The organism is Streptomyces sp. PL-25 (genome assembly GCF_058344915.1).
The window spans coordinates 2633955-2658814 of sequence record NZ_CP136997.1; the positions used below are offsets into that span (position 1 = coordinate 2633955).

Annotated in this window: 23 protein-coding genes and 3 tRNA genes; 18 read left to right on the forward strand and 8 right to left on the reverse strand. The window is 72.5% G+C overall.

What is annotated here, in order from left to right; all coding sequences use genetic code 11:
* The first annotated feature begins 102 nt into the window (after positions 1-102).
* The 7 genes from R4Z62_RS11665 (at position 103) to R4Z62_RS11695 (ending at position 6686) form a co-directional block, all read left to right on the forward strand.
* Positions 103-1068, forward strand: coding sequence for a phosphatase PAP2 family protein (locus tag R4Z62_RS11665; protein WP_064533299.1), 966 nt, complete (start codon positions 103-105; stop codon positions 1066-1068).
* Positions 1019-2206, forward strand: a complete 1188-nt coding sequence (locus R4Z62_RS11670) for a hypothetical protein (protein ID WP_355476977.1) — start codon at positions 1019-1021, stop codon at positions 2204-2206. Before R4Z62_RS11665 ends, R4Z62_RS11670 begins: the two co-directional genes overlap by 50 nt.
* Entirely contained in the window at positions 2197-3792 is a 1596-nt protein-coding gene (locus tag R4Z62_RS11675) for a hypothetical protein (protein ID WP_491519775.1), read from the forward strand. Before R4Z62_RS11670 ends, R4Z62_RS11675 begins: the two co-directional genes overlap by 10 nt.
* On the forward strand, positions 3789-5168 hold the full coding sequence (locus R4Z62_RS11680; RefSeq protein WP_491519776.1) for an AAA domain-containing protein: 1380 nt from the start codon (positions 3789-3791) through the stop codon (positions 5166-5168). The genes R4Z62_RS11675 and R4Z62_RS11680 overlap by 4 nt, the downstream gene beginning before the upstream one ends.
* 271 nt (positions 5169-5439) lie before the next feature.
* On the forward strand, positions 5440-5814 hold the full coding sequence (locus R4Z62_RS11685; RefSeq protein ID WP_018565647.1) for a DUF8844 domain-containing protein: 375 nt from the start codon (positions 5440-5442) through the stop codon (positions 5812-5814).
* A 166-nt stretch (positions 5815-5980) separates the two neighbouring features.
* Positions 5981-6619 (forward strand): bifunctional DNA primase/polymerase, encoded by a 639-nt coding sequence (locus R4Z62_RS11690; RefSeq protein WP_064533303.1) that lies wholly within the window; start codon positions 5981-5983, stop codon positions 6617-6619.
* Positions 6610-6686, forward strand: a tRNA-Lys gene (locus R4Z62_RS11695). Before R4Z62_RS11690 ends, R4Z62_RS11695 begins: the two co-directional genes overlap by 10 nt.
* 128 nt (positions 6687-6814) lie before the next feature.
* Here the strand turns inward: R4Z62_RS11695 and R4Z62_RS11700 are convergent.
* Entirely contained in the window at positions 6815-8182 is a 1368-nt protein-coding gene (locus R4Z62_RS11700) for a M6 family metalloprotease domain-containing protein (protein WP_491519777.1), read from the reverse strand.
* Positions 8183-8637: 455 nt separating this feature from the next.
* Here R4Z62_RS11700 and R4Z62_RS11705 point away from each other — a divergent pair, with 455 nt between their 5' ends.
* Entirely contained in the window at positions 8638-10707 is a 2070-nt protein-coding gene (locus tag R4Z62_RS11705) for a putative bifunctional diguanylate cyclase/phosphodiesterase (protein ID WP_491519778.1), read from the forward strand.
* 19 nt (positions 10708-10726) lie between these two features.
* On the opposite strand, the gene R4Z62_RS11710 is transcribed toward R4Z62_RS11705, so the two are convergent.
* The 3 genes from R4Z62_RS11710 to R4Z62_RS11720 form a co-directional block, all read right to left on the reverse strand.
* Positions 10727-11815 (reverse strand): LLM class flavin-dependent oxidoreductase, encoded by a 1089-nt coding sequence (locus R4Z62_RS11710; RefSeq protein ID WP_491519779.1) that lies wholly within the window; start codon positions 11813-11815, stop codon positions 10727-10729.
* Between the two features lie 131 nt (positions 11816-11946).
* Positions 11947-13101 carry a glutathione-independent formaldehyde dehydrogenase gene (locus R4Z62_RS11715; protein WP_064533307.1) on the reverse strand — a complete coding sequence of 385 codons (1155 nt, stop codon included), beginning with the start codon at positions 13099-13101 and terminating at the stop codon, positions 11947-11949.
* 234 nt (positions 13102-13335) lie between these two features.
* Entirely contained in the window at positions 13336-14067 is a 732-nt protein-coding gene (locus R4Z62_RS11720; RefSeq protein WP_491519780.1) for a maleate cis-trans isomerase family protein, read from the reverse strand.
* A gap of 163 nt (positions 14068-14230) precedes the next feature.
* Here R4Z62_RS11720 and ehuB point away from each other — a divergent pair, with 163 nt between their 5' ends.
* From ehuB to R4Z62_RS11745, 5 genes are all read left to right on the forward strand, one after another.
* Entirely contained in the window at positions 14231-15145 is a 915-nt protein-coding gene (ehuB, locus tag R4Z62_RS11725) for an ectoine/hydroxyectoine ABC transporter substrate-binding protein EhuB (RefSeq protein ID WP_079158914.1), read from the forward strand.
* Entirely contained in the window at positions 15142-15855 is a 714-nt protein-coding gene (gene ehuC / locus R4Z62_RS11730) for an ectoine/hydroxyectoine ABC transporter permease subunit EhuC (RefSeq protein ID WP_355476990.1), read from the forward strand. Before ehuB ends, ehuC begins: the two co-directional genes overlap by 4 nt.
* On the forward strand, positions 15852-16502 hold the full coding sequence (gene ehuD, locus R4Z62_RS11735) for an ectoine/hydroxyectoine ABC transporter permease subunit EhuD (RefSeq protein WP_064533310.1): 651 nt from the start codon (positions 15852-15854) through the stop codon (positions 16500-16502). The genes ehuC and ehuD overlap by 4 nt, the downstream gene beginning before the upstream one ends.
* The gene (gene ehuA / locus R4Z62_RS11740; RefSeq protein WP_389466010.1) at positions 16492-17292 is read left to right on the forward strand and encodes an ectoine/hydroxyectoine ABC transporter ATP-binding protein EhuA; all 801 of its coding nucleotides are present in this window, start codon (positions 16492-16494) and stop codon (positions 17290-17292) included. Before ehuD ends, ehuA begins: the two co-directional genes overlap by 11 nt.
* Before the next feature lie 133 nt (positions 17293-17425).
* Positions 17426-17499 (forward strand) — tRNA-Lys (locus R4Z62_RS11745).
* Positions 17500-17604: 105 nt separating this feature from the next.
* On the opposite strand, the gene R4Z62_RS11750 is transcribed toward R4Z62_RS11745, so the two are convergent.
* From R4Z62_RS11750 to R4Z62_RS11760, 3 genes are all read right to left on the reverse strand, one after another.
* The gene (locus R4Z62_RS11750; RefSeq protein ID WP_491519781.1) at positions 17605-18057 is read right to left on the reverse strand and encodes a DUF3592 domain-containing protein; all 453 of its coding nucleotides are present in this window, start codon (positions 18055-18057) and stop codon (positions 17605-17607) included.
* Positions 18058-18168: 111 nt separating this feature from the next.
* Positions 18169-18774 carry a lytic polysaccharide monooxygenase auxiliary activity family 9 protein gene (locus R4Z62_RS11755; RefSeq protein ID WP_018565636.1) on the reverse strand — a complete coding sequence of 202 codons (606 nt, stop codon included), beginning with the start codon at positions 18772-18774 and terminating at the stop codon, positions 18169-18171.
* 110 nt (positions 18775-18884) lie between these two features.
* Positions 18885-20009, reverse strand: a complete 1125-nt coding sequence (locus R4Z62_RS11760; protein ID WP_491521860.1) for an SPFH domain-containing protein — start codon at positions 20007-20009, stop codon at positions 18885-18887.
* Between the two features lie 189 nt (positions 20010-20198).
* On the opposite strand from R4Z62_RS11760, the gene R4Z62_RS11765 reads away from it, so the two are divergent.
* Positions 20199-20272: transfer RNA gene (locus tag R4Z62_RS11765), tRNA-Lys, on the forward strand.
* Positions 20273-20374: 102 nt separating this feature from the next.
* Here R4Z62_RS11765 and R4Z62_RS11770 read toward each other — a convergent pair.
* Positions 20375-21511 carry an NsdA family TPR-like regulatory protein gene (locus R4Z62_RS11770; RefSeq protein WP_491519782.1) on the reverse strand — a complete coding sequence of 379 codons (1137 nt, stop codon included), beginning with the start codon at positions 21509-21511 and terminating at the stop codon, positions 20375-20377.
* Positions 21512-21670: 159 nt separating this feature from the next.
* Here R4Z62_RS11770 and R4Z62_RS11775 point away from each other — a divergent pair, with 159 nt between their 5' ends.
* The 4 genes from R4Z62_RS11775 (at position 21671) to R4Z62_RS11790 (ending at position 24722) form a co-directional block, all read left to right on the forward strand.
* Entirely contained in the window at positions 21671-21865 is a 195-nt protein-coding gene (locus R4Z62_RS11775) for a hypothetical protein (RefSeq protein WP_491519783.1), read from the forward strand.
* A gap of 524 nt (positions 21866-22389) precedes the next feature.
* Complete coding sequence (locus R4Z62_RS11780; RefSeq protein WP_491519784.1) at positions 22390-24192, forward strand: reverse transcriptase/maturase family protein; 1803 nt, start codon at positions 22390-22392, stop codon at positions 24190-24192.
* 159 nt (positions 24193-24351) lie between these two features.
* The gene (locus R4Z62_RS11785) at positions 24352-24552 is read left to right on the forward strand and encodes an ATP-binding protein (protein WP_491519785.1); all 201 of its coding nucleotides are present in this window, start codon (positions 24352-24354) and stop codon (positions 24550-24552) included.
* Complete coding sequence (locus tag R4Z62_RS11790) at positions 24549-24722, forward strand: hypothetical protein (protein ID WP_491519786.1); 174 nt, start codon at positions 24549-24551, stop codon at positions 24720-24722. The genes R4Z62_RS11785 and R4Z62_RS11790 overlap by 4 nt, the downstream gene beginning before the upstream one ends.
* Positions 24723-24860 lie beyond the last annotated feature (138 nt).

A 24860-nucleotide genomic window follows, 5' to 3' on the forward strand; every position in this document is an offset into this window, starting at 1 on the left:
GCGGGCGCATACACCGTAAAGTGGCACGACCGGCCGGGGACCACCGGAGATCACCGGGCGCCGCAGCGACGACAAGAGCGACCTGAAGGGGGAGGGCATCGGATGCCGCAGACCGAGGCACCGGCACGTGCACCGCGCGCCGAGGCGCCCCCGCGGACCCGGCCGCGCTGGTGGACCGAGCTGCCGCTGATCCTGCTCGTGTACGGCTGCTACTCGGCCGGGCGGCTGCTGGTCCGCGGTGACGTCGCGGGCGCCGTCGACCACGGTCTGTCGATCCTGCACATCGAGAAGGTGCTGCGGATCAACTTCGAGCACCCCCTGAACCGGCTGTTCACCCGCGAGCCCTGGCTCGGCGTCCCGGCCGACTTCTGGTACGCGTCCCTGCACTACGTGGTGACGCCCGCGATCCTGGTGTGGCTGTTCCGGCGGCGCACCGCGTACTACCGCGCGGCCCGCACCTGGCTGATGACGTCCACGTTCATCGGGCTGATCGGCTTCACCCTGCTGCCGACCTGCCCGCCCCGGCTGCTCTCGCCCGGTCACGGCTTCGTGGACACCATGGCCCACTACAGCTCGTACGGCTGGTGGGGCGGCGACGCCAGCGCGCCGCGCGGCATGGGCGGCATGACCAACCAGTACGCGGCCATGCCCAGCCTGCACGTCGGCTGGGCGCTGTGGTGCGGCGTGATGCTGTGGCGCCACGGCGGCACCCGCTGGGCGAAGGCGGCCGGTGTCGCCTACCCGACACTGACCGCGATCGTGGTGATGGGCACCGCCAACCACTACTTCCTGGACGCGGTCGCGGGTGTGGCCGTGATGGGCGTCGGGCTGCTGCTCGCCCCGCACGTGCTGCGCGCCGCCGACCGGGCCCGGACGCTGCTGGCCGCGCGGGTCCCGGCCCTGGCGGGCCGCCCGGACGGCGCGGGTTCCCCCGTTGTCAGTGGCGAGTGCCAGACTTCGGCGGGTGAGCGAATTCCACGGCAGCGCGAAACACGGTTCGGTTCCGGAGCCGAGCCGGGTGCCTCCCCCCAGGACACCGGGGACGGCGCTCCGGCAGCAGCTCGCTGAGCTGCGCGGCCCCGGCGTACCGGCCCGTGCCCTGGACGCCCGCGCGCTGGCGGCCCTGGCCGCCAACCCGGGGTGCAGACGGCGCGCGATCCTGGACGGCGCGGGCGTGGACAAGACGGCGCTCGCCGGCGCGCTGGGCGCCCCCTCCGCGTTCGGCCAGTCGCAGTTCGCCCTCACCCGGGGCAACGCGTTCGAGGCGCGGGTCAAGGCGGACGGCGGCGCCGAGCTGCTGCGGCTGGTGCACCAGCGGCTCGACCCCGGCGCCGAGCCGCCGCACGAGGCGCACGTCCCGGACCTGACCGCGACCGGCCCCGAGGGACGCGCGGCGCGTACGGCGCTGGCGCTGCGCGAGGCCACCGCGGCGGGCGCCTGGACGCTGCTGGACCACCCGATGCTCGCCCTGGACGTGGCGGGTTCCCCCGCCTTCCTGGAACCGGACGCGGTGGTGGTGCACCCCGACGGCGCCTGGACCGTCGTGGAGATCAAGTCGTTCCCGATGCTGGACGGCTCCGCCGACCCGGCGAAGGTGGGTGCGGCGGCCCGCCAGGCCGCGGTGTACGTGCTGGCCCTGGAGGAGGTCGCCGCCCGGTGCTCACCGGACGGGGCGCCGCCCCCGCGCGTACGGCACCGCGTGCTGCTGGTGTGCCCCAAGGACTTCTCCAACCTGCCCGCCGCCTCCGCCGTCGACGTGCGCAAGCAGCGCGCGGTGACCGCCCGCCAGCTGGCGCGGCTGACCCGGTTGCAGGACATCGCCGATCTGCTCCCCGAGGGCGTGTGCTTCTCCCCCGAGCTGCCCGCCGAGCAGCTGACGGCGGCGGTCGAGGCGGTGCCCGCCGCCTACGCGCCCGAGTGCCTGGCCGCCTGCGAGCTGGCCTTCCACTGCCGGGCCCGCTCCCGCGCGCACGGCGCGGTGACCGCCCTGGGCCGCTCGGTCCGCGCCGAGCTGGGCGGCCTGGCGACCGTCGAGGACGTGCTCGCCGCGGCCCACGGCGAGGCGGGCGAGGCGGACGACCCGGCGGTGGCCGCCCTGCGCCGGGCCGCGCTGCTGCGGGCGGAGGCCCTGCGGGACCACCCGCGCCCGGCACCCGCGCGGCGCACCGCGGCCGCCGACGACCGGCAGGGGGCCGCATGTCGCTGATCGACACCCTCGCGCGCCTCCAGGCGGTGCACGACGGCCACGCCCAGCCCGCCGCGACCGTCCGGCACCGGCATCTGTCCGGGCGGCCCCTGGTGCTCGTGCCGCTCACCACCGCCGGTGAGGCGGGCGCCCCGCTCGGCGCGCTGGTCGGCACCGACCGGGACGCGCCCCGGCTGCTGGCCGTGGCGCAGCCGCGCGACCGCGACCTGCGGTTCGCGTTCCTGGCCGAGCTGGCGGACGTCGTCCTGCCCTACCTGGACTCCTACGCCGACGTGGTGGAGGCCGCCGAGCGCACCGAGACCGACCCGGAGACCGGCAAGCGGGTCAAGGTCGAGACCGAGCTGTGCGCGGACGCGCCCCAGCTGATCGTGCCGAGCCGGGCGGGCCTCGACTTCGTACGGCTGCTCGGCCGCTCCATGCGCTTCCGCCGCACCGCCGAGCAGGACCCGGAGACCCCGTATCCGGCGCCGCCCCGGGTGCCGCTGCTGGGGCGCTGGCTGACCCACTTCGGCGAGCGGGCCCGGGTGCCGGGCTCCTCGCTGCTGCTGGCCCTCAGCGACGTACTGGCCCGGCACTGGACCACCGGCCAGTCCGCCCTGGAGGACCAGCACCTGGGAGCCCTGCTCGCCTGGATCGACCCGCCGGACGGCCTCTCGGGCGCCGAGGCCGCGCTGCGGGCCGAGCTGGAGCGGGACGCGGCAGGACAGTTGCTGTGCCCGCCCGCGGGCCCGGCCACCGACCCGGCCTTCGACAACAAGCTCCTCGCGCCCGCCATCGAGCGCTACGACCGCGCGCGCGGCGAGCTGGCCGCCGCGGCCGACGGGCTGGAGGCCGACGACCGGCTCGCCGCGCTCACCGCGGCCGAGCGCCGCGTCCACGAACTGGTCCTGGGCTGCGCCCTGCCCACCTGGGAGAAGGTCTGGCAGGGCCTCGACCTGCTGCGGGAGCTGCCTCAGGGCGCTCGCGTGGCGGAGCGGTGGACGCGCGACCGCTGGTCGTTCACCGCCCACCGCGACCGGGTACTGGCCGGGGAGCCGCCGCAGCCGCGCCGCGACGACGCGGTCACCGCGGCGAACAAACTGGCGGCCCGCGAGCGCGAGCAGGCCCGCCTGGACGCCCAGGAGGCACTGGACGACCCGCTGGTCATGGCCGGGCGGCGGCTGTCCGGTGAGGCGTTCGCCGGGGAGGTCACCGATGTGACCATGGCGTACAGCGACGGCAAGCGGCCCAGCCCGCGCCCGCTGGTCACCGTGCGCACCGACGACTGTCCGCATCTGGCCGAGCGGGTCAAGGTGTACCGCTCGCTGGACGGCAGGCCGCAGTCGGCGCAGTGCGTGGCCGTCGAGGAGGACGGGACGCTGGTGGTGCTGCGGATCCTCGACAAGATGGGCCGCGGCAAGGAGCCGGAGGCCGGTTCGGTGCCGCAGAAGGGCGACCGGGTCTGCTTCACGCTCTTCGAGCACGAGCAGCGCGGCGGGGCGAAGCTGCCCGACCCGGAGCAGACCCCGTGGACGCACGGCGGGCCGCCGGGCGAGGAGAGCGCCGCCCAGGCCCCTGACCCGGTGACCGAGGAGGACGTCCTGTGACCGCCCCCACCGAGGAGACCTCCGCCGCGGCCGGCGCCCCCGGGCCCGGCCTCGACCCCGGCGCGGCGGCCGCCCGCGCCACCGAGGCGATCCTCCGCGACACCCTGCACGGCACGCACCGCGGCGTGGTCGTCGACTCCCCGCCGGGCGCCGGGAAGTCGACGCTGGTGGTGCGCGCCGCACTGGAGCTGGCCGCCGCCGGGCGGCCGCTGATGGTCGTGGCGCAGACCAACGCGCAGGTCGACGACCTGGTGGTACGGCTCGCGGAGAAGGAGCCCGAGCTGCCCGTGGGGCGGCTGCACAGCAGCGACTCCGACCCGTACGACAAGGCGCTCGACGCCCTGGAGAACGTCCGCACGTCCGCGAAGGCGGGCGACCTGGCCGGGCTGGGCATCGTGCTGTCCACCGCCGCGAAGTGGGCGCATGTGAAGACCGCCGAGCCGTGGCGGCACGCGATCGTCGACGAGGCGTACCAGATGCGCTCGGACGCGCTGCTGGCCGTGGCCGGGCTGTTCGAGCGGGCGCTGTTCGTGGGCGACCCCGGGCAGCTGGACCCGTTCTCGATCGTCGGGGGCGAGCAGTGGGCGGGGCTGTCGTACGACCCGTCGGCCTCGGCGGTGACGACACTGCTGGCGCACAACCCGGAGCTGCCGCAGCACCGGCTGCCCGTGTCGTGGCGGCTGCCCGCGTCGGCGGCGCCGCTGGTGTCCGACGCGTTCTACCCGTACACGCCCTTCCGCAGCGGTACGGCGGCCGGGCAGCGGCGGCTCGGCTTCGCGGTGCCCTCGGACGGCTCGGGCCCCGACCGGGTGATCGACGAGGCCGCCGAGTCCGGCTGGGGCCTGCTGGAGCTGCCCGCGCGGCACACCCCGCGCACCGACCCGGAGGCGGTGCGGGCGGTGGCGGCGGTCGTGGCGCGGCTGCTGGAGCGCGGCGGCGCGGCGCTGTCCGAGCGGGCGCCGGAGGAACCGGCGCCGCTGACCGCCGACCGGATCGCGGTCGGCACCGCCCACCGCGACCAGGCGGCGGCCGTCCGCGCGGCCCTCGCCTCCGTGGGCGTCACGGACGTGACCGTGGACACGGCCAACCGGCTCCAGGGCCGCGAGTTCGACGTCACCGTCGTGCTCCACCCGCTCTCCGGCCGCCCCGACGCCACCGCCTTCCACCTGGAGACCGGCCGCCTGTGCGTGCTGGCCTCCCGGCACCGGCACGCCTGCATCGTCGTCTGCCGCGCGGGCGTGAGCGAACTCCTCGACGAACACCCCTCCACCGACCCGGTCCAGCTGGGCGTCACGGTCAAGTTCCCGGACGGCTGGGAGGCCAACCACGCGGTCCTGGCCCGCCTGCGCGAACACCGGGTGCCATGGAGACCCTGAGCCACAGGGACGCGCGCCCCGGAACCCCTGGGCCTCAGGGACGGGTCCCCCGGAGACCCTGAGCCTCGGAGGCACCCAGCGCCCGGCACCCGGCACCCGGCACCCGGCCGTCCCGGACGGGTGGGGCGGCGGGAACATCCCGTGGGGGCGGGGGCTTGAGAAGGTCCGGGGATGGGCAGCGAGCACCCGTCCCCTTGCGCACACGCGAGAGAATGGAGGGTGGCCCGCCACGAGGACGGCGCCATCCGAGACCGTACGAGGAGGAGAAGACATGGCGGAGCCCACGCCGCGTCGGAACGAACCGCGGCTACGCCCCGCGCCCCTGCTCTTCGAGCCCGTGGCAGCCGCCTCCGACCCGGAGCACTTCTTCGACCTGGAGTCGATCGACGACCCCAGGACGCTGCTGGAGCGGGCGACCGAACTGACGACGGCGTTCCGCGCGGCGGCCGACCGGGCGGTGGAGTTCCAGGCGATAGCGGCGGCCCAGCTCGCCGACCCCCGCCGCTTCGACCGGCTGAAGCCGGCGGACATCGCCGAGCGCGCCCAGTGGACCGAGGACTACGCCCACAGGATGGTCGAGTTCGGACGGGACCTGCTGCGCGGCGCCGAGGACAGCGTGCACGCCAACCCGGCCGATCCCCTCTGACCCCGGCCGCCCCACTCGGCACCCTCACCCCGCCCGGCCCGGCCGCTCCCGGCCGCCGGACCTCCTGGCATATGCCCGCGGGGCAAGATACGCCCCGGGCCCCCGCTCTGTCCCGGTTTCCTGCAACCGTGCGCAAGGAAGCCCTCACAGTCGGTAGACGTGGGACATGAGCCTCACAGAAACGTCTCTCTTCGCCGGCCGGACCGCCGCCGCCGACCTCACCGGCGCCACCCGCGTCACCGCCGAGGGAGCCGACTGGCTCGCCTCGGCCGGGCCGTATCCGCGCAGCACACTCGCCCACTGGCGCGAACAGCCGGACGCGCCGGTCGTCCTGCCCTGCGGCACCGCCTTCGACGTGGTCGGCGTGCCCGCGATCTTCGGCCGCCGGATGCTGGACCGGCTCTGGGGCGAGGGGCCCGGCTCCGGCCCGGTGGCCGTCCACCGCGGACGGATGCTGCTGTTCGCCGCGCCGGGCACCGCGCACCGGCTGCCGTCGCTGCTGGAGTGGGAGGACTTCGGCTCCCGGGGCCAAGAGGCCGGACGGGGCCGCGCGGACGGCGTCCCGCCGCTGCTGTGCCACGGCAACGGCGACGCGGTGACCGTCCCGGCACCGGTCGGCGGCCCCGGCCGCCCGCACGCCGCGTCCCGCTGGCTGGTCGCGCCGGACACCCGGCGACCGTGGCTGCCGGGTCCCGAGATCCTGCTGTGGGCGGCCGTCCGGGCGGCCCGGTCGGCCGTGCGGATTTCGATTTTTCCTCCCCCCGATCAGGATGCTAAGGTCTACGACGTCAGCAGGCGCCGCTAGCTCAGTTGGTTAGAGCAGCTGACTCTTAATCAGCGGGTCCGGGGTTCGAGTCCCTGGCGGCGCACCATGACAGAGGCGATGCGGGTTCGCGTTCAGCGAGCACGCATCGCCTTTCTCGTGCACTCGCACCCGGCCACTCGCACCCGTCCACGCACACGCGTCCGCGCGCGCCTCGCCCACACCCCCTCCCGCCCCTCACCCCTCGCTCTCCAGAGCCGGGGTGATGCTCACGGTGTACGCCCCCGAGACCGTGCGGTCCTCGACCTCCACCCGGACACCGTCGCCGGGCACGGTGAAGCTCTCCCCCACGCCGATCGGCGCGTCGGCGAGCGGCGGATAGACGGAGGTGCCCGCGCACGCCCCGGTGCGCGGATGGGCGTCGATCACCTGGACCGCGCCGCCGCCCGACTCCGTGTCCCCCCGCACCCGGTACACCAGCACCCCCTGTCGGCATCCGGTGAGGTCGTTGCCGACCGAGGAGCGCGCCTCGACGGCCAGCGCCTGGTCGCTCCCGGTCCGTACCACCGCGAGCTTCGTGCCGCCGCCCAGCCCGAACAGCGGCACCCCGGCCACGTCCGCCGGCTGCCCCGTGTCCGGCTGTTCCGCCGCCCCGGGCGGCCCCGCGCCGGCCGGTCCCGCCTCCACGGGTTCCAGGGTCAGCCGGGTCGGCCCGGTCCCCTGTACGCACACGACCTGGCGCGGGTCCAGCCAGCCGAGCTTCCACTTGTGCCAGGCGAACAGGTCGGGCGAGAGCGCGAACTGGCTGCCCATCAGGTCCCAGTCGCCGACATAGGTGTCCCAGTCGCCCTTGCCGTCGGCCGGCCGGTGGTACAGGTCCGGCAGGTCGAAGACGTGCCCGGTCTCGTGGGCGAGGACCAGCCGGTCCGGCGGATGCCGTTCGAACACCGTCACCACCCGCCGGATGTCCGTGCCGTCCGCCCGCAGCGGGGTGTTGAGGTTGACGACCTTCGTGGCGTCGGAGTCGACGCCGGGCGCGTCCGGGTCGGCGACCAGGTAGACGATGTCGTAGCGGGAGAAGTCGACCTGCGGATCGGCGGCGGCGACGGCGTCGCGCAGATAGGCGGCCCGGTCCCGGACGTCCCAGTCGCGGTGCATGGCGTACGCCGTGGACGGCCGCGGCATCCGGATCCAGTGCCCGAGCGGATGGGCCCGCAGCGTGAACCGGCCGTACGACGCCTGCGCGTAGAAGCGGCTGGTGGCCGGGAAGTGGTCGGCGGCGAGTTCGGCCGGGGTGGTGAGCGGGGCGGCGTCCGGGAAGGACAGGAAGATCATCACGGCGTCGAGCGGTCTGACCGGCCGGGTGTAGGAGGGGTTCCAGGTGTCGACGCCCTCCGAGTGGTGGGCCTCGGTCCGGCGCAGCGCGCAGGGGGCGGCCGCGAAGGGCTCGGCGACCGAGGGCCCGCTGAGGATCGAGGTGGCGGCGACCGCCGAGAGGGTGGTGAACACGGCGGCGGTGCTGCGCAGTCGGGGGCGCGTCCCCGCTCGGCCCAGCGCCTGGAAAGCGTCACGGCCGAGCGCTTTCAGGGGGAGCTGACGCGGCACAGGGACCTCCGGGTGCGGTTCGCGGGGACACCGAACCCAGCCTGTGCGAGTTTGTAGGGGTACGCCCTGTTTGTCTGCACCGGAAGGGTGAGCGCGAGCGTGCGGGACGCGAGTTCACGAGATACGGAGCCGTAGCGGCCGCGACGGGGATGACGCCCCCGGACCACTCACGGAACGTCACAATCGGTCGTCCTTCTGAAGAACCTGCCCAGGTGTGGGCAGAAACGATCTGCCAGAAGGGTCGTCCATCCGGCGGAACCGGCAAGTGGCTGGAAGGGGCCCCGCGCCACCATCTATGATCGGCACACTTTCCTGGCACTTCCTGCGCGGACACGGGCCCGGCGGCCGATCCCCACCTGGCCGGCCACCCGACGAGACCGATACGAAGAACGAGTGCACTGCGGGAGCGAGCGGTGAGCGGAACGTCCGAAGGGCCGACGCCCGCGGCAGACTTCATGCGGCCGAAAGTCACACAGAGTGATGTCATGAAGGCGCCGGGTACCGACCCGGGCGGCGGCGGCCCGGACACCATGGCCGTGGCGGGGCCGCACGGCGGTCACGGCGCCGCCCTGTCCACCAGGGCACCCGCGCCCCCACCCGCACCCGTCCTCAGCCCCGGCGTCACCCCAATGGCGGAACCGGTCCCCGCCGGGGCCGGATTCGCCGGGCCGGACCAGTCCCCCGCCCCCGCCCCGCCCTTCCGGTCGGCCTTCGGCGCCGCCCCGCTCGCGATGGCCGTCGTCGACCGCGACGGCCTGGTCGTCAGCGCCAACGACACCTTCGCCGCCCTGGTCGGCGCGTCCGCCGCCGACCTCGCCGGACAGCCCGCCGCCGACCTGGTGGACCTCGGCTCCGACGCCCGCACCTGGCAGGCGTACCGCGAGGTGCTGCGCGGGCGGCAGGCCCGGCTGCGCTGCACCCGCCGGCTCAAACAGGCCGACGGCCGCTCGCTGTGGGCGCAGGTCACGGTCGCGCCGCTGCCGCCGGAGGACCGGCCCCGGGGCGCGCCCGGGACCGCGGACGGCGCCCCGGACGGCGGGCCGCCGGACGTCCCTCCGGGCGTGCTGCTGTCGATCGCCGACGTCAGCGCCCGCCGTGAGCTCCAGTCCCGGCTGCGGCATCTGCGGATGCACGACCCGGTGACCCGGCTGCCCAACCGCACCCTGTTCTTCGAGCGCCTGTCGGCCGTGCTGGAGGCGGACGCGTACGACGGCGGCGGGACCGGCCGGATCGGTCTGTGCTACCTGGACCTCGACGGCTTCAAGGCGGTCAACGACACCCTGGGACACCGGGTCGGCGACCGGCTGCTCGCGGCGGTGGCGCGGCGGCTGACCGGCTGCGCGGACGAGGCCGGTTCCGGCCGGGGCAGCACCCCGCTGGTGGCCCGGCTCGGCGGGGACGAGTTCGCGCTGCTCGTGGAGGACTCCACCGGCACCGAACAACTGGCCGATCTGGCCGAGTCGGTGCTCACCGCGCTCCAGGCGCCGTTCGAGGTCGCCGGGCGCCTGCTGTCGGTGTCGGCGTCGATCGGCGTGGTCGAGCGGCAGACCGCCGGGACCTCGGCGACCGCCCTGATGCAGGCCGCGGACACGACCCTGTACTGGGCGAAGGCCGACGGCAGGGCCCGCTGGACCCTGTTCGACCCGGAGCGCAACGCGCACCGGATGACCCGCCAGGCGCTGGTCTCCACGCTGCGCGCGGCCGTGGAGCGGGGCGAGTTCACCCTGGAGTACCAGCCGCTGGTCGCCATGGAGGACGGGCGGCTGCGCGGGGTGGAGGCGCTGGTGCGCTGGCGGCACCCGCAGTTCGGGATGCTGACGCCGAATCGGTTCATCGCACTGGCGGAGGAGGACGGTTCGATCGTGCCGCTGGGCCGCTGGATCCTGGCGACCGCCTGCCGCCAGGCCCGCCGCTGGCAGCTCGACCACCCCGACGAGCCGCCGATCTTCGTCAGCGTCAATGTCGCGGTCCGCCAGGTGTGGGACTCCGACCTGGTCGCGGACGTGGCCGAGGTGCTGGCGGAGACGGGGCTCGCGCCGGGCCTGCTCCAGCTGGAGCTGACCGAGTCGGCGGTGATGGGCTCGGCCGGGCGGCCGCTGGAGGCGCTGCGGGCGCTGAGCGACATGGGCGTGCACATCGCCATCGACGACTTCGGCACCGGCTACTCGAACCTCGCCTACCTCAGCCGGCTGCCGGTGTCGGCGCTGAAGCTGGACGGCTCGTTCGTCCGGGGCTTCCAGTACGCGGAGCGGGAGGCGGTCCGGCCGGCCCTCGCGGACACCGGGACGCCGGAGGCGGGCGCGGAGCCCGCGAGCCCGGCCGACGAGGTGATCGTCGAGGCGATGATCCAGCTCGCGCACCGGCTGGGGCTGACCGTCACCGCCGAGTGCGTGGAGACCACCGACCAGGCCAGCAGGCTGCGCCGCATCGGCTGCGACACCGGGCAGGGCTGGCTGTACTCCCGCCCGGTGTCACCGGACCGCATCTCCGAGCTGCTGGGCGGCCACGCCTGCGGCCGCCGGTAGGCCCCGGCTCGGGCTGGGCTCAGGCGCCGGGCAGCCCGTAGGCGTCCGCGATGAGTTCGTAGCTGCGCAGCCGTACGTCGCCGCTGTGCGCGTTGCTGGTGATCATCAGTTCGTCGGCGCCGGTGCGCTTCTGGAGGTCGTCGAGGCCGGAGCGGACCTCGTCGGGCGTGCCGTGCACGACATTGGCGTTCCAGGACGCGATGAAGTCCTGCTCCATCGGGCTGAACTCGTACGCCTCCGCCTCCTCGGGCGTGGGGACGAGTCCCGGGCGGCCGGTGCGCAGCCGGACCATGTTGAGCGCGGCGGCCAGCACCTGGCGGCGGGCCTCGCGCTCGTCCTCGGTGGCGAGGGCGGCGACCCCGATGAGGGCGTACGGGGCGTCGAGGACCGCGCTGGGGCGGAAGGACTCGCGGTAGAGGTCGAGCGCCGGGACGGTGTTCTGCGCGGAGAAGTGGTGGGCGAAGGCGAAGGGCAGGCCGAGCATGCCGGCCAGCCGGGCGCTGAAGCCGGAGGAGCCGAGCAGCCAGATCGGCGGCCGGTGCGGGGACTGCACCCCGCCGGGCGAGGTGGCCTGGACCGGGCCGGGCACGGCGTGGATACGGCGGTAGGGGTGGCCGTCGGGGAAGTCGTCGTCGAGGAAGCGGGTCAGCTCGGCGAGTTGCTGCGGAAAGTCGTCGGCGCCCTCGTTGAGGTGATCTGTGCGGCGCAGGGCGGCGGCTGTGGCGCCGTCGGTGCCGGGGGCGCGGCCGAGGCCGAGGTCGATGCGGCCGGGGGCCATGGCCTCCAGGGTGCCGAACTGCTCGGCGATGACCAGCGGGGCGTGGTTGGGCAGCATGACGCCGCCCGAGCCGAGGCGGATGCGCTCGGTGTGGGCGGCGAGGTGGGCGAGGATCACGGCAGGTGAGGAGGAGGCCACTCCGGGCATGGAGTGGTGCTCGGCGACCCAGAGGCGGTGGTAGCCGCGGCTCTCCGCCAGCCGGGACAGGGCCACGCTGGTGCGCAGCGCCTCGGTGGCGGTGTGGCCCGCGCCCACCGTCACCAGGTCCAGGACGGAGAGGGGTACGGGTGCGCTGCCGTGCCCCTCGCCTCGGATCTCGTCTGCCGCCACGGGGTGCCTCCTGCTGGTTGGCCGTGCTGGTTCCTCCGGGCGACAACAGGAGACGGTCCCCGCTTGTTCCCCCTTCCCCTCAGATCCCCTCAGACCCGTCCCTCCGGAGGGGGGCGGCCCGGGGGCGGGGCTCACGCGGCCAGGGCGTGCCCGGGGTGCAGGACGACCTTGGTGTAGCCCTCGACGCGCTGGTCGAACTTCTCGTACGCCTGCGGTGCCTGGTCCAGGGGCAGCTCGTGCGAGACGACGAAGCTGGGCCTGGCCCGCCCGGCGATGATCAGGTCGCGGAGCTGGCGGTTGTACTGCTTGACGTTGCACTGGCCGGTGCCCATCCGCTGCCCCTTCTCGAACATCTTGCCGATGGAGACCAGCAGCTGGCCGTGCTTGGCGTGCTCGTCGGGCCCGCCCGGGTCGGAGGGGACGTACAGGCCCGGTATGCCGAGCATGCCGGTGGGCCGTACCGTCTCGACCAGGGTGTTCAGGACGACGGCGGGCTCCTCGTGGCCCACGTCCTTGTGCGACTGGGCCTGGTAGCCGACGGCGTCCACGCCCTTGTCGGTGCCCTCGCCGCCCGTCTGCTCCTTGATCTGCTCGGCCGGGTCACCCCGGGTGAAGTCGATGGGGACGGCCCCGATCTCCTCCGCCTTGGCCAGCCGCTCGGGCACCCGGTCCACGGTGAACACCTTGGACGCGCCGCGCAGCAGCGCCGAGTAGGCGGCCATCAGGCCCACCGGCCCGGCGCCGAACACCGCCACCGACTCACCCGGCGTGACCTGGGCGAGTTCGCAGCCGTGGTAGCCGGTCGGGAAGATGTCGGCGAGCAGCACGAAGTCGGTCTCGAACTCGTCGCCCGGAGGCAGCTTCAGACAGTTGAAGTCGGCGAAGGGCACCCGCAGGTGCTCGGCCTGGCCACCGGTGTAGGGGCCCATCGCGACATAGCCGTAGGCGCCGCCGGCGAAGCCCGGGTTGACCGTGAGGCAGAACCCGGTCTTTCCGGCGAGGCAGTTCTTGCAGAACCCGCACGCGACGTTGAACGGCATGACGACCCGGTCGCCCTCGGCCAGCGAGGTCACGCCGCTGCCGGTCTCCTCCACGACGCCCAGGTTCTCGTGGCCGAAGACGATGCCCGCCTTCGCGGCCGTGCGGCCCTCGTACATGTGCAGGTCGGATCCGCAGATCGCACTGGACGTGATGCGGACGATCACGTCGTTGGGGTGCTGGATCCGGGGATCGTCGACGTCGCGCACCGCCACGTCGAAGGGCTTCTCGTAGACGACGGCTTTCACCTTCGGTCACCTCCGCGTCATCGCTCCATGACGGCGGCGACGGCGGCCCGTCTCAGGGGCGGGGCACGCGGGCAGGGCGCAGGAGCACAGACGGGCGGGTGCCGCCGGTCCGTGTCTGCGCCGGACCCGGGGCGTTCTCGCTGCACCGCCGGACACTTCCAGGTAACGCCTCGGCGCGGGCGGCCGCAAGCGCGCCCGCCCTTCTCACACCTTTCCGCCGGGTCCCCGTCGGCCTCACACCTGGACGATCGGTTCCCGGGTGAACAGCGCGCCCAGGTCGGGGGCGTTGACCCGGCGGTCGGTGAGCCGCAGCCCCTCCCAGACAGTCACCTGGTTCGCGGTGAGGACGGGCTTGCCGAGGTCCTTCTCCAGGGCCATGAGGTGGGAGGCGGTGTGCAGGGCGGTGTCCGGCAGGAGCACCGCCTCGGCCCGCGCGGTGTCGGCGGCGCGGGCCAGGGCGAGGACCTCCGGCTCGCCCCAGGCCGCCGCCTCGACGGCCGAGCGGCAGCCGGCGCCGTGCGCGGCGGCCACCTCGACACCGCCCGCGCGCAGGAAGTCGGCGAAGCGGGCGGTCACCTCGTCCGGGTAGGTGGCGGCGACGGCGACGCGCCGTACGCCGATCTCGTGCACCGCGTGCACGAAGCCGAAGGAGGTGGCGGAGGCGGGCATGCCGATCGCCTGTGCCAGGGCGCGCACCTGCTGGTGGGCGCCGTCCCAGCCGGCGGTGAAGCCGCCGCCGCTACCGGCCCACACCGCCGCCTCGGCGCCGGACAGCCGCAGTTCCTCCGCGCCGCGCGTCAGCTCCTCGACGGGCCGGGCGGCGCGCGGCACGTCCGTCCGGTACGCGTCCTCGTCCTGCGGGGTGTGGACGAGGTCGACCCGGATGTCGCTGCCCAGGAGCTGTTCGATGCGCGGATAGTCGTCCTCGGCGAAGTGGCCCGGGTAGAGGACTCCGAGTGCGGTCATGACCAGCCTTTCTGCTGTGTTCGCGGGCGTCGTCGGCCCTGCCGGGGCCCGCGTCCGGTGCCGTTGCCCGGTCGTAGCCCCGCCACGGCCGCCTCTCCGGGTACCCAGGAGGGGCCGCGTTTTCCTTCGCATAAGTTCTCCGGCTCTGGGTAGCGGCGCGCTCATGGCTCCACCACATGGACTTGGAAGAGGCAGACGGACGCCCGCGCGGCCCAGCCGCCGGTCGCTGCTCGCGGGGGTCGCGGCGGCCGGTGCGCTGGGGGCGGCGGGGTGCAGTCGCGTGGCGACGGCGTCCGCGGACGGCGGTGGCGACCTCCTGGACCGGCTCAGGGCCCAGGGGGTCGTCCGGCTCGGTATCGCGGGCGAGATCCCGTTCGGATACATCGGCAAGGACGGGAAGGTGACGGGCGAGGCGCCCGAACTGGCGAAGGTGATCTTCAAGCGGCTGGGGGTGGACCGGGTGCAGCCCGTGCCCACCGAGTTCGGCTCGCTCATACCCGGGCTGAACTCCCAGCAGTTCGATGTCGTGGCCGCCGGGATGTACATCAACGCCGACCGGTGCGAACAGGTGCTCTTCGCCGACCCCGACTACCAGATGCTCGACTCCTTCATCGTCCGCAAGGGCAATCCGAAGGGGCTGCACGACTACCGGGACGTGGTGGCGAAGAAGGCGAAGTTCGCCACCGGCACCGGCTACGCGGAGATCCAGTACGCGGTGGAGGCCGGGTACAAGGAGAGCGACATCCTGATCGTGCCGGACCAGGTGGCCGGGCTGAACGCCGTGGAGGCGGGCCGCGTCGACGTCTTCGCGGGGACGGCGCTGACCACCCGCGCGGTGGTGAAGAAGTCCGCCAAGGCGGAGGCCACCGAGGCGTTCGCGCCGCTGGTGAAGGGCAAGCCCCATGTGGACGGCGGCGGTTTCGCCTTCCGGCCGACCGAGACGAAGCTGCGCGACGCCTTCAACACCGAGCTGCACAAGCTGAAGAAGAGCGGCGAACTCTTCCGCGTCCTGCGGCCCTTCGGGTTCTCGAAGGACGAGATGACGGAGCTGACCGCGAAGGAGCTGTGCGCCGGATGACGACGGGACTGTGGGAACTCGTACTCCAAGGCGTGTGGATCACGGTCCAGCTGCTCGTCCTCAGCGCGCTGCTGGCCGGTGCCGTCTCCTTCGTGGTCGGTATCGCCCGCACCCACCGGCTGTGGATCGTCCGCTTCCTGGCGGGCTTCTACACCGAGGTGTTCCGCGGGACCTCCGCGCTGGTGATGATCTTCTGGGTGTTCTTCGTGCTGCCGCCCGCCTTCGGCTGGCAGCTGGTGCCGCTGTGGGCGGGCACGCTGGCGCTCGGGCTGACGTACGGCGCGTACGGCGCCGAGATCGTGCGCGGCGCGCTGACCGCGGTGGAACCGGCGCAGCGCGAGGGCGGGATCGCGCTCAGCTTCACGCCCTGGCAGCGGATGCGGCTGATCCTGCTGCCGCAGGCGGTGCCGGAGATGATCCCGCCCTTCAGCAACCTGCTGGTCGAACTGCTCAAGGGCACCGCGCTGGTGTCGGTCATGGGCATGGGCGACCTGGCGTTCAGCGGCAACCTGGTGCGGCTCGCGCTCCAGGAGAGCGCGCACATCTACACGTACATCCTGCTCATCTACTTCGTGATCGCCTTCGCGCTCACCCGGCTGATGCGCGGTCTCGAGAAGCGGCTCAAGCGGGGCGTCGGCAAGGCGCCGGGCGGCGCGGCCGCCCGCTCGGCGCGGCCGGTGGGCACCTCGGTCGGGGGTGGTGCGGCGTGAACTGGGACTGGGGCGCCGTACGCGACTTCCTGCCGCACTTCTGGGACGGTCTGCTGGTCACCCTCCAGGCACTGGTGCTGGGCTCGCTGATCTCCTTCGGGCTGGGCCTGGTGTGGGCGCTGCTGATGCGCGCGCCGACCCGGTGGGTGCGCTGGCCGGTCGGGGTGGTCACGGAGTTCGTCCGGGACACCCCGCTGCTGGTGCAGCTGTTCTTCCTCTTCTACGTGCTGCCCGAGTGGGGGCTGACGTTCTCCGCGCTGACCACCGGTGTCTTCGCGATCGGGCTGCACTACTCGACGTACACGATGCAGGTGTACCGCGCCGGCATCGAGGCGGTGCCCGCCGGCCAGTGGGAGGCCGCGACGGCGCTGAACCTGCCGCGGCGGCGGACCTGGACGGCGGTGATCCTGCCGCAGGCGATCCGCCGGGTGGTCCCGGCGCTCGGCAACTACGTCATCTCGATGCTCAAGGACACACCGCTGCTGATGGCGATCACGGTGCTGGAGATGCTCGGGCAGGCGCGCCTGTACTCGCAGCAGCACTTCCAGTTCACCGAGCCGCTGACCGTGATCGGTGTGGCCTTCATCCTCGTCTCCTATCTGGCCTCCCTCCTCCTGCGAGCACTGGAGCGACGTCTTGTCCGTTGACACCACGAAGAACCCCGAGGACGCCGCCGGGCCGCGGTCCGGCGGCGCGGCGGGCGGCGAACTGGTCCGCCTGGAGAACGTGACCAAGCGCTTCGGCGACCACACGGTCCTGGACGGGCTCGACTTCTCCGTCGCCGCCGGCCGGCACGTCACGCTGATCGGCCCCTCCGGCTCGGGCAAGACCACCATCCTGCGGCTGCTGATGACGCTGACCCGGCCGGACGAGGGCACCATCACGGTCGACGGCGAGCAGCTCTTCCCGGCGCCCGAGAAGCAGGTCCGGGAGATCCGCAAGAAGATCGGGATGGTCTTCCAGCACTTCAACCTGTTCCCGAACATGTCGGTGCTGCGGAACATCACCGAGGCCCCCGTCACCGTGCTCGGCATGAGCAGGGACGAGGCGGAGGTGCGCGCGCGGGAGCTGCTGGAGCTGGTGGGTCTCGCCGACAAGTGCGACGCCCGGCCGTCCCAGCTCTCCGGCGGGCAGCAGCAGCGGGTGGCCATCGCGCGGGCGCTGGCGATGCGCCCGCAGGTGCTGCTCCTGGACGAGGTGACCTCGGCGCTCGACCCGGAGCTGGTCGCGGGCGTGCTGGACGTGCTGCGGGACATCGCCCGCTCCACCGACATCACGATGCTCTGCGTGACCCACGAGATGGGCTTCGCCCGGGACATCTCCGACCAGGTGCTGATGTTCGACGCCGGGCGGGTCGTGGAGTCCGGGCCACCGGAGCGGATCTTCGGGGACCCGGAGCAGGAGCGGACCCGGGAGTTCCTGAGCGCGGTGCTGTGAGCCGCCCGCGCGGGCGGGGCCGGTGCGCGCGCCGCCCCTGCTCCGCCCGCCGCGCGGGTGGTCACGAGCACCCCTCGGGACCGGGTAGTATTTTCTTCGTCGCCGAACGCGGGAAGCGGACGGCGGGAGTCATGCGCCGCTAGCTCAGTTGGTTAGAGCAGCTGACTCTTAATCAGCGGGTCCGGGGTTCGAGTCCCTGGCGGCGCACCGACGGCGAGGCCGGTCCATGAGTCCATGGGCCGGCCTCATCGCTTTTTTCACCGTCCTCGCCTCTCACCGTCCTCGCTTTTTCGCCTTTCTCCGCGCGTCGCTTCACGGCAGCACGTCGCCTGCCACCGCGAAAGCGAGATGGGCGACGCCCATGAAGGCGAGGCACACGGCGGCGAACACCCCGAGGAAGGCGCAGAGGCAGCCCTGCTCCGCCAGGAGCCTGCCGGACGCCGGGGCATGGGCCGTGGCCCGCTCCGGACGCCCGGCCGGGTAGCGCACGGTGACGATGTCGCCCTCGACGGTCGTCAGCGGTCCCCCGCGCTCGGTGAACCGCACGACACGGCCCTCGGGCGTGCTGAACTCGTACACGTGGTGCGAGGCGGCGGACGTCTGCCCGCCGCCGGACGCGAGGTGCACCCGCAGGCAGCGGGCCTCGGCGGTCGGCCCGCCGCGCCAGGCGCGGCGTATCTCACCGGCGCGTCTCGTGACCACGACCAGTGCGCAGAGCGCGCCGCAGGCCATGAGTCCCGGGACGACATAGAACAGCGTTTCCATCGGACCCCCCGTACGCCGTGACCGGCCGGCGTGGAGGGAGGCTACCCGCACCGGCCGCGCCTTTTGCTCAGGAGAAGCTCTGAACCGCGCGGCCGGCGCCGGGTGTCCGGGTCAGAAGGTGACGTCGGAGCAGGCGTAGAACGCGTTGCCGGTGTCCGCGATCGTCCAGACGGCGAGGATCACGTGGTGGCCGCTCAGACCGGTGGGCAGGGTGCCGCTGTGGCTGAGGGTGGCCGGGGGCTGCTTGCCGCCGTAGGGGATCGTGAGGAACGGCGTGGTGTTGAGGTCGCTCCTGCTCAGGGCGTGGTCCTGGTTCCAGCCCTGCTTGGTGGCGTAGTACTTGAAGTCGGTCGTGGCGTGCCGTGCCTCGAACTGCCAGCGGAAGGTGTAGCTCTGGCCGCCGGTCACCTTGGTGGTGGGCCAGTCCGCACCCTTGGGGGTCCGGGCGCCGTCGAGCTGCCCGAACCGGTCCAGGCCGCCCGAGCACAGGTGCCCGTCGGCCGCTCCGCTCGCCGGGAAGCCCTTGGGCCCCTCGACGCTCTGCGGCTCCCACTGGATCTCGCCGCAGCCGCGCACCGTGCCGTTGGCACAGAGCAGCTGCCTGCTGATGGGGAGATCGGTGTAGCCGTGGCTGCTGGCACCGCCGGTGGAGAGCGCGAGAGCGCCGGTGGTGGCGAGGCCCAGCACGGCCGCGTACAACTTGGCCTTGGTCCGCATGGAGTCGCTCCTGGTGAACGTGTGGGGAGGTTCGCTGAGCTGAACTGTGCTGGTGTGCTGGTCTAGACCAAGCCCAGATTATGGCCGCCACTTGAACATGTCCATACCAATCACGGGATGGTTTCCCGCCGTCCCGCGCAGAACGCCACCGTCAGATCCCGCACCAGCACCTTGCGCTCCCCGGCGTCCAGATCGACCAGTCCCCGCATGGTCAGCCGGGTCACCGTGTCCTCGACCGAGTCCACCACCGAGGTCAGCGCACCGGCCCGGTCGCGGGCGTCCAGCGCCGCCACGCTGCGCCGGTGCATGGCCCCGGCGACCTCCGGGTCGTACACGACCCGGGCCGGGCGGACCGAGAACACCTCGATCCCGACCGGCTCCGCCTCCCGCGCCACCAGCCGGGTCAGCGCCTCCCCGGCCGCCTCCGCCGTCTGGCGCGCGCCGCCCGCCGCGCGCACCGTCACCCGCGCCAGCGCGGCCTCCACACAGTCCCGCAGATACCCCTCGTGATCGTCGACGCCGAGCGCGGCCCGCGCGGTGTCCCGCACCCGCCAGACGACGAGGACCGCCACCCGCAGCGCGACCCCGTCCGCGTCGGCGGCCGGGAGCGGTTCGCTGCGCCAGTGCCGCAGCCGTACGTCGATCCGGCGGCGCGGCACCAGCGGGTTGACCCACAGCAGCCCGCCGCGCCGGACGGTCCCCCGGTAGCGGCCGAACCGCTGGAGCACCCAGGCCCGCCCGGTCCGCCCCCGGGCCAGCCCGCCGAAGCCGAGCAGTCCGAGCGCCCCGGCCCCGGCGTACGCGGCCCACTGCGGCAGGCCGAGACCCGCCCCCGTGACCGACGGCAGCCGCAGCGCCTCCACCGCGAGCGGCGGCAGCACCCCCGCCCACCAGGAGGTGAGCACACAGCCCGCCGCCCCGCAGGCACCGGCCAGGACACCGGCCGCGCCGGGCAGCGTCCGGGCCGGCCGCTCCACCAGGCCGGGGTCCGCCCCGGGCGCCGGGCGGGCCGGCGCGGGCACCCGGCGGCGCGGGCGCGACGGCTCGTCCGGGCCGCCCCGCCTGCTGCCCACCACGGCGGGCCGGACGGGGGCCGCCGGTGCCGCGGGCGAGGACCGCGCGGGGGCCGGGCCGCCCTCGTCGCGGAAGAGCAGGTGGACCGGGATCTCGGTGGTCGCCTCGTTCTGGATGAGCCGAGGGAAGGAACGATTCGGCAGGTCGGCCGGGAGCTCCATGCGATCCACGTCACACTCCATACGGACTTGTCCGGATCTATGCACGATGATCAATGCCACAATCAGCCCAAAAATACGCATGTCTGACGGTCTGAATGACACAAAGGGGCCGCTCCCCGCCCGCCCCACACCCCCCGGCGGTGGTCACAGGCACCTCACTGCTTCCTGTAAAGTTCTCCACGTCAGCAGGCGCCGCTAGCTCAGTTGGTTAGAGCAGCTGACTCTTAATCAGCGGGTCCGGGGTTCGAGTCCCTGGCGGCGCACGACACCGTAAGGCCCCTCGCGCGAGCGGGGGGCCTTACGCGTTCCCCGGTCACCACCCACCGCCCCACCCCTGGCTGATCTTGTTGGTGCGCGTGGACGGCCTACCCGGCTGCTGCGACCTCGCGGGCCGTGTCCGCGAGCCACACCGGGGCGTCCCGGTCGATGGTGCGCAGCGTGCACCGGAGGCGGACACGGGTCCGGGACGACGTGACCGCCCGCAGGATCGGTTCGAGCCGGAGCAGCGGCGCTTCGGCGTCCCGCCACGCGCCGAGCTGCACAAGGGCGGTCAGCTCCGCAAGCACGTTGCCGAACTCCCGGCGGCCCCCGCCGCCCCTGGAGCCCTCCGAACTCCGCTGGAGGTGCGGGAGGGCTGCCCGGGGGTCTCCGAGGCTGAGCAACGCCTCACCGGTGTGCAACTCCACTTCCGTGGTGTCGATCCACCAGGTGAACGCGGGATCGTTGGCCTGTATCGAGTCCTGGAGTGCTCCTGTGGCCCGCTCCAGCGCGTCCAGGGCGCGGGCCCGGTCTCCGGCCTGCGCGAGACTCCGCGCGCGCCGTACGCGGGCCATGAGCGCAACGCGGCCGCGCACCTCGCGGCCGGTCAGCATCTCGTCCGTGACCGCCATGGCCTCACCGGCGCGGCCGGTGTGCACGTCGATCATGGCGATCAGGTCCAGGATGAACCACTCCAGCGGGCCGTCCCCGGCGAGCCGGGCCAGGGCGTGTGCCTCCGCCAGCGTGGCGCGCGCCTCGCGGAACCGGGCGGCGTCGTGGAGCAGCCACCCGGCCACTTCCCCGATCTCCGCCACTTGGGCGAGGTGCTGTCTGTCCTCGCCGGTGATCCGGCCGCGCTCCGCCTCCCACACCTGCAGGGCCGCGTCCGCCACGTGGTCCCCGCCGTGGCGGTTGTCGTGCGCGAGCAGCCACCCCACGGCGTCCTGCACGTACGTGTCCGGGTCACGGTCGGCGCAGTCCGGCGGCTCAGCTTCCCCCCGGGCTCGCGCGGCCTCCCGCTCCAGGGCGCCCAGCGGCTGCCCGAGCACCTGCGCGAGCGGGGGCAGCCACGCGTCCGGGATGCGCCCGCCGCGCTCCCACCGGGAGACCTCATTGCGCGTCAGGGTGGTGATCCCGGCGACGGCGCACAGCCGGTGGGCCAGGGAGCGCTGCGAGAGGCCCACGCCTGCGTGCAGGCTCGCCAGGTGCGCGCCGAACTGGGCACGTCTCGCTCGGTCGTTCATGCGGTGCCTCCTGCCACCAAGTTACTCGCGATGGCCCCTCCCCTGGCCCCCCGTGCGGCCCCTCCCACCGATCGGGGACGCCGGTTACCTGAACGCGAAGCGTCCCGGCGACCGCGCGAACGGCCCCGGGACTCGGCCGACCTGAGAGAGCAGATCGACATGCCGCAACCTACAACCCGGACCCGCCCCACCGGCCACACCGGGTACTCCGAGACGCTGCCGGGAGAACCCGGGAGCACCGCTACGGCGCGGAAGCTGGTCCGAGGCGCCTGCGCCGTCCGGGGGCTGGAGGAACTGGCCGAGGACGGCGCCCTGATCGTCTCCGAGCTGGTGTCCAACGCCGGTGCGCCATGAGGCGCTCTGTTGTATCCCCGGTTCAACCGGGAGGAACTGAAGGGAGGTTTCTGGGTCTGATGGCTTACTTGGAACCGAAAGGTGAAGGGGACAGCAGCATGCCAGGAAATCAGTGCTCGTGTTCACGTGTGGAAGCGAGGCACTGAGGGACCCGCGCGATATGGCGAAAGCTGTACTGCCTGAACTCCAATCTCCAAAGGATGAAATGGACTGCATCCGCCGGAAAGCCACACGTGACACCGGCGCCGCACCCTGCGGTGGAGTAACTGCGTATCCATCGCACCCTTCGGGTCGCGGAATGATTCCCAGTGAGGGAATTCAAGGGGATGAGTGGGGCGCCTAACTCGCGCTAGACACGTACAACAGAGACGAACATGGGATCACCTAAAAGGCGCGAGCCTCAAGGTGACGGAGGCCCCGTAGTAGTCGTAGGAGTAACGACCTGCCAAGGAGGACGGGAAAGCCGTCCACAGGGCGAAGGGGGCCAGGTGATTCGGACATCACGATGCTGGGAGGTATGCGTAATGCAGAACGCCGAAACGGTGCTTGATGTCCTGCGTGAACGCGGCAGGCGAAGCCTGCCGTGTGATGAACTGTATCGACAGTTGTTCAATCCAAGCCTGTATCTACTGGCCTACGGGCGCATCTACGCCAACCACGGCGCGATGACACCCGGAGTCTGCGGGGAAACCGCTGACGGCATGTCCGAAGCCAAGATCGGACACATCATCGAAGCCATGCGTCATGAGCGCTATCGCTTCCGCCCGGTGCGGCGCGTCCACATTCCGAAATCCAACGGAAAGACGCGCCCGCTCGGCCTGCCGTCCTGGTCGGACAAACTCGTCGGTGAAGTGATACGCCTTCTTCTGGAAACGTATTACGAGCCGCGTTTCTCCAGCCGCTCTCACGGTTTCCGCCCCGGCCGGGGCTGTCACACGGCACTGTCCGAAGTGACATACAACTGGACCGGGACAACCTGGTTCATCGAAGGAGACATCTCCGACTGCTTCGGCTCGCTGGATCATGAGATTCTGCTGGCCATTCTATCGGAGAAGATCCACGATAACCGGTTCCTCCGCCTCATCCGACAGATGCTGAAGGCGGGATACCTGGAGGACTGGAGATGGCACGCCACCCTGTCGGGCTCCCCGCAAGGCGGTGTGCTCTCCCCACTCCTGTCCAACATCTACATGGACCGGTTGGACACATTCGTCGAGACAGTTCTCATCCCGGAATTCACCCGAGGAGCAGCTCGCCGCAAGAATCCGGCCTATAAGGAGCTGGAGAACGCAATCGGCACTGCCCGGAAGCGACTCGCCTACAGGAAGGAGAATACCGAGTCCGCTCAAGTCCGCCAATGGCGAAAGGAGTTGCGCCACCATCCGGTCGGTGATCCGCATGATCCCGGCTACCGGCGGCTACGCTACATCCGCTACGCGGACGATCATCTCCTCGGGTTCATCGGACCCAAGGCCGAAGCCGAGACGATCAAACAGCGCCTGGCCGCATTCCTCCGCGACGACCTCAAGCTGGAACTCAACCAGGGCAAAACGCTGATCACCCATGGCCGCACCCAAGCGGCCCGCTTCCTCGGCTACGAGATCACCGTCCAGCACGCAGATGAAAAGGTCTCCAGGGGCGGCCGCATCAATCGCGGTCTCCGCTCCATCAACGGGAAGATCCAACTCCGCGTACCCAAAGGTGTGATCAAGGCCAAATGCGCCCCGTTCCTCCACCGTGGCAAACCCACACACCTGCTCCCGCTGACGAGTTGCACACCCTTCGACATCATCGGCATTTACGGAGCGCAGTACCGGGGCATCGTTCAGTACTACCTGCTGGCCGGCGATGTCTGGAAACTCGACCGGCTCAAGGGGGTCATGCTGACCTCCATGCTCAAGACCCTGGCCGCCAGGCATCGGTCACGGGTGACCGCGATGGCCAACAAGTACAAAACAACCATCCGGACACCCGTCGGACCACGCAGATGTTTTGAGGCCAGGATCAAACGTGAGGGCAGGAAACCGCTGATCGCACGGTTCGGTGGTATTCCCCTGATCCGGCAGCGGAAAGCCGTCATTGACGACCTTCCGCCTACTCAATTCACTCCCCGCAGCCGCCCGCGCGGAAGCCAGCTCATCGACCGGCTCCGCAAAGGACGGTGCGAACTCTGCAACAAGCGAACAGCCGTGCAAGTCCACCAAGTTCGCCACCTTGCAGAGCTCCAGGCGCGGAAAGAGCAGCCTCCGTGGATGCAGCTAATGGTCAAGAAGCGACGCAGAACCCTGGTGGTCTGTCCGCCCTGCCATGAAAACATCCACGCATAACCGGGCCCAGGATCACGCAGTAATCGCTGGAGAGCCCGCTGCACCGAAAGGTGCACGGCGGGTTCGGGCCGGGGGCCACAGAAAAGGAGCTGCCGCGGCAGCCACCTCGCCTGTGGCCTACCGGTACTCCGGCACGCCCGGCGCGAGAGCATCCGCGTGGTGGTGGAGCGCACGGCCCAGGACACGGTGCGTGTGGCCGTCGCGGACCTGTCCCGGGCGCGTCCGATGGAGCGCGAAGCGGACGGCGGTGACGAGGGCGGGCGCGGCCTGCGCCTCGTGGCGGCGCTGGCCGCCGACTGGGGCACGGACGTGCGGCGCTGGGGCAAGGTCGTGTGGGCGGACCTGGAGGGGCGCGGATGACCGTCGAAAAGACGCCCGGTCGAAGCCTGGCCCGAGCGCACCTGTCGCAGCTGATCGAGTTGTTCGGCTCGGGCGGGTGCCTGCGCATCAGCCCCGCCTCCGAGCCCGACGCGACCGGCTGGGCTCCGGCTCCCGACTCCGAGGGCGGGGAGCCGGAGGAGGACGAATAGGGCAGCGGGTCCGGGGTTCGAGTCCCTGGCGGCGCACGACACCGGAAGGCCCCTCGCGCGAGCGGGGGGCCTTCCGTGCCTTCTGCGTTTCCCCGATCACTCCCCCACCCCTCGCTCGCACTCATGTGCACCCCCCGA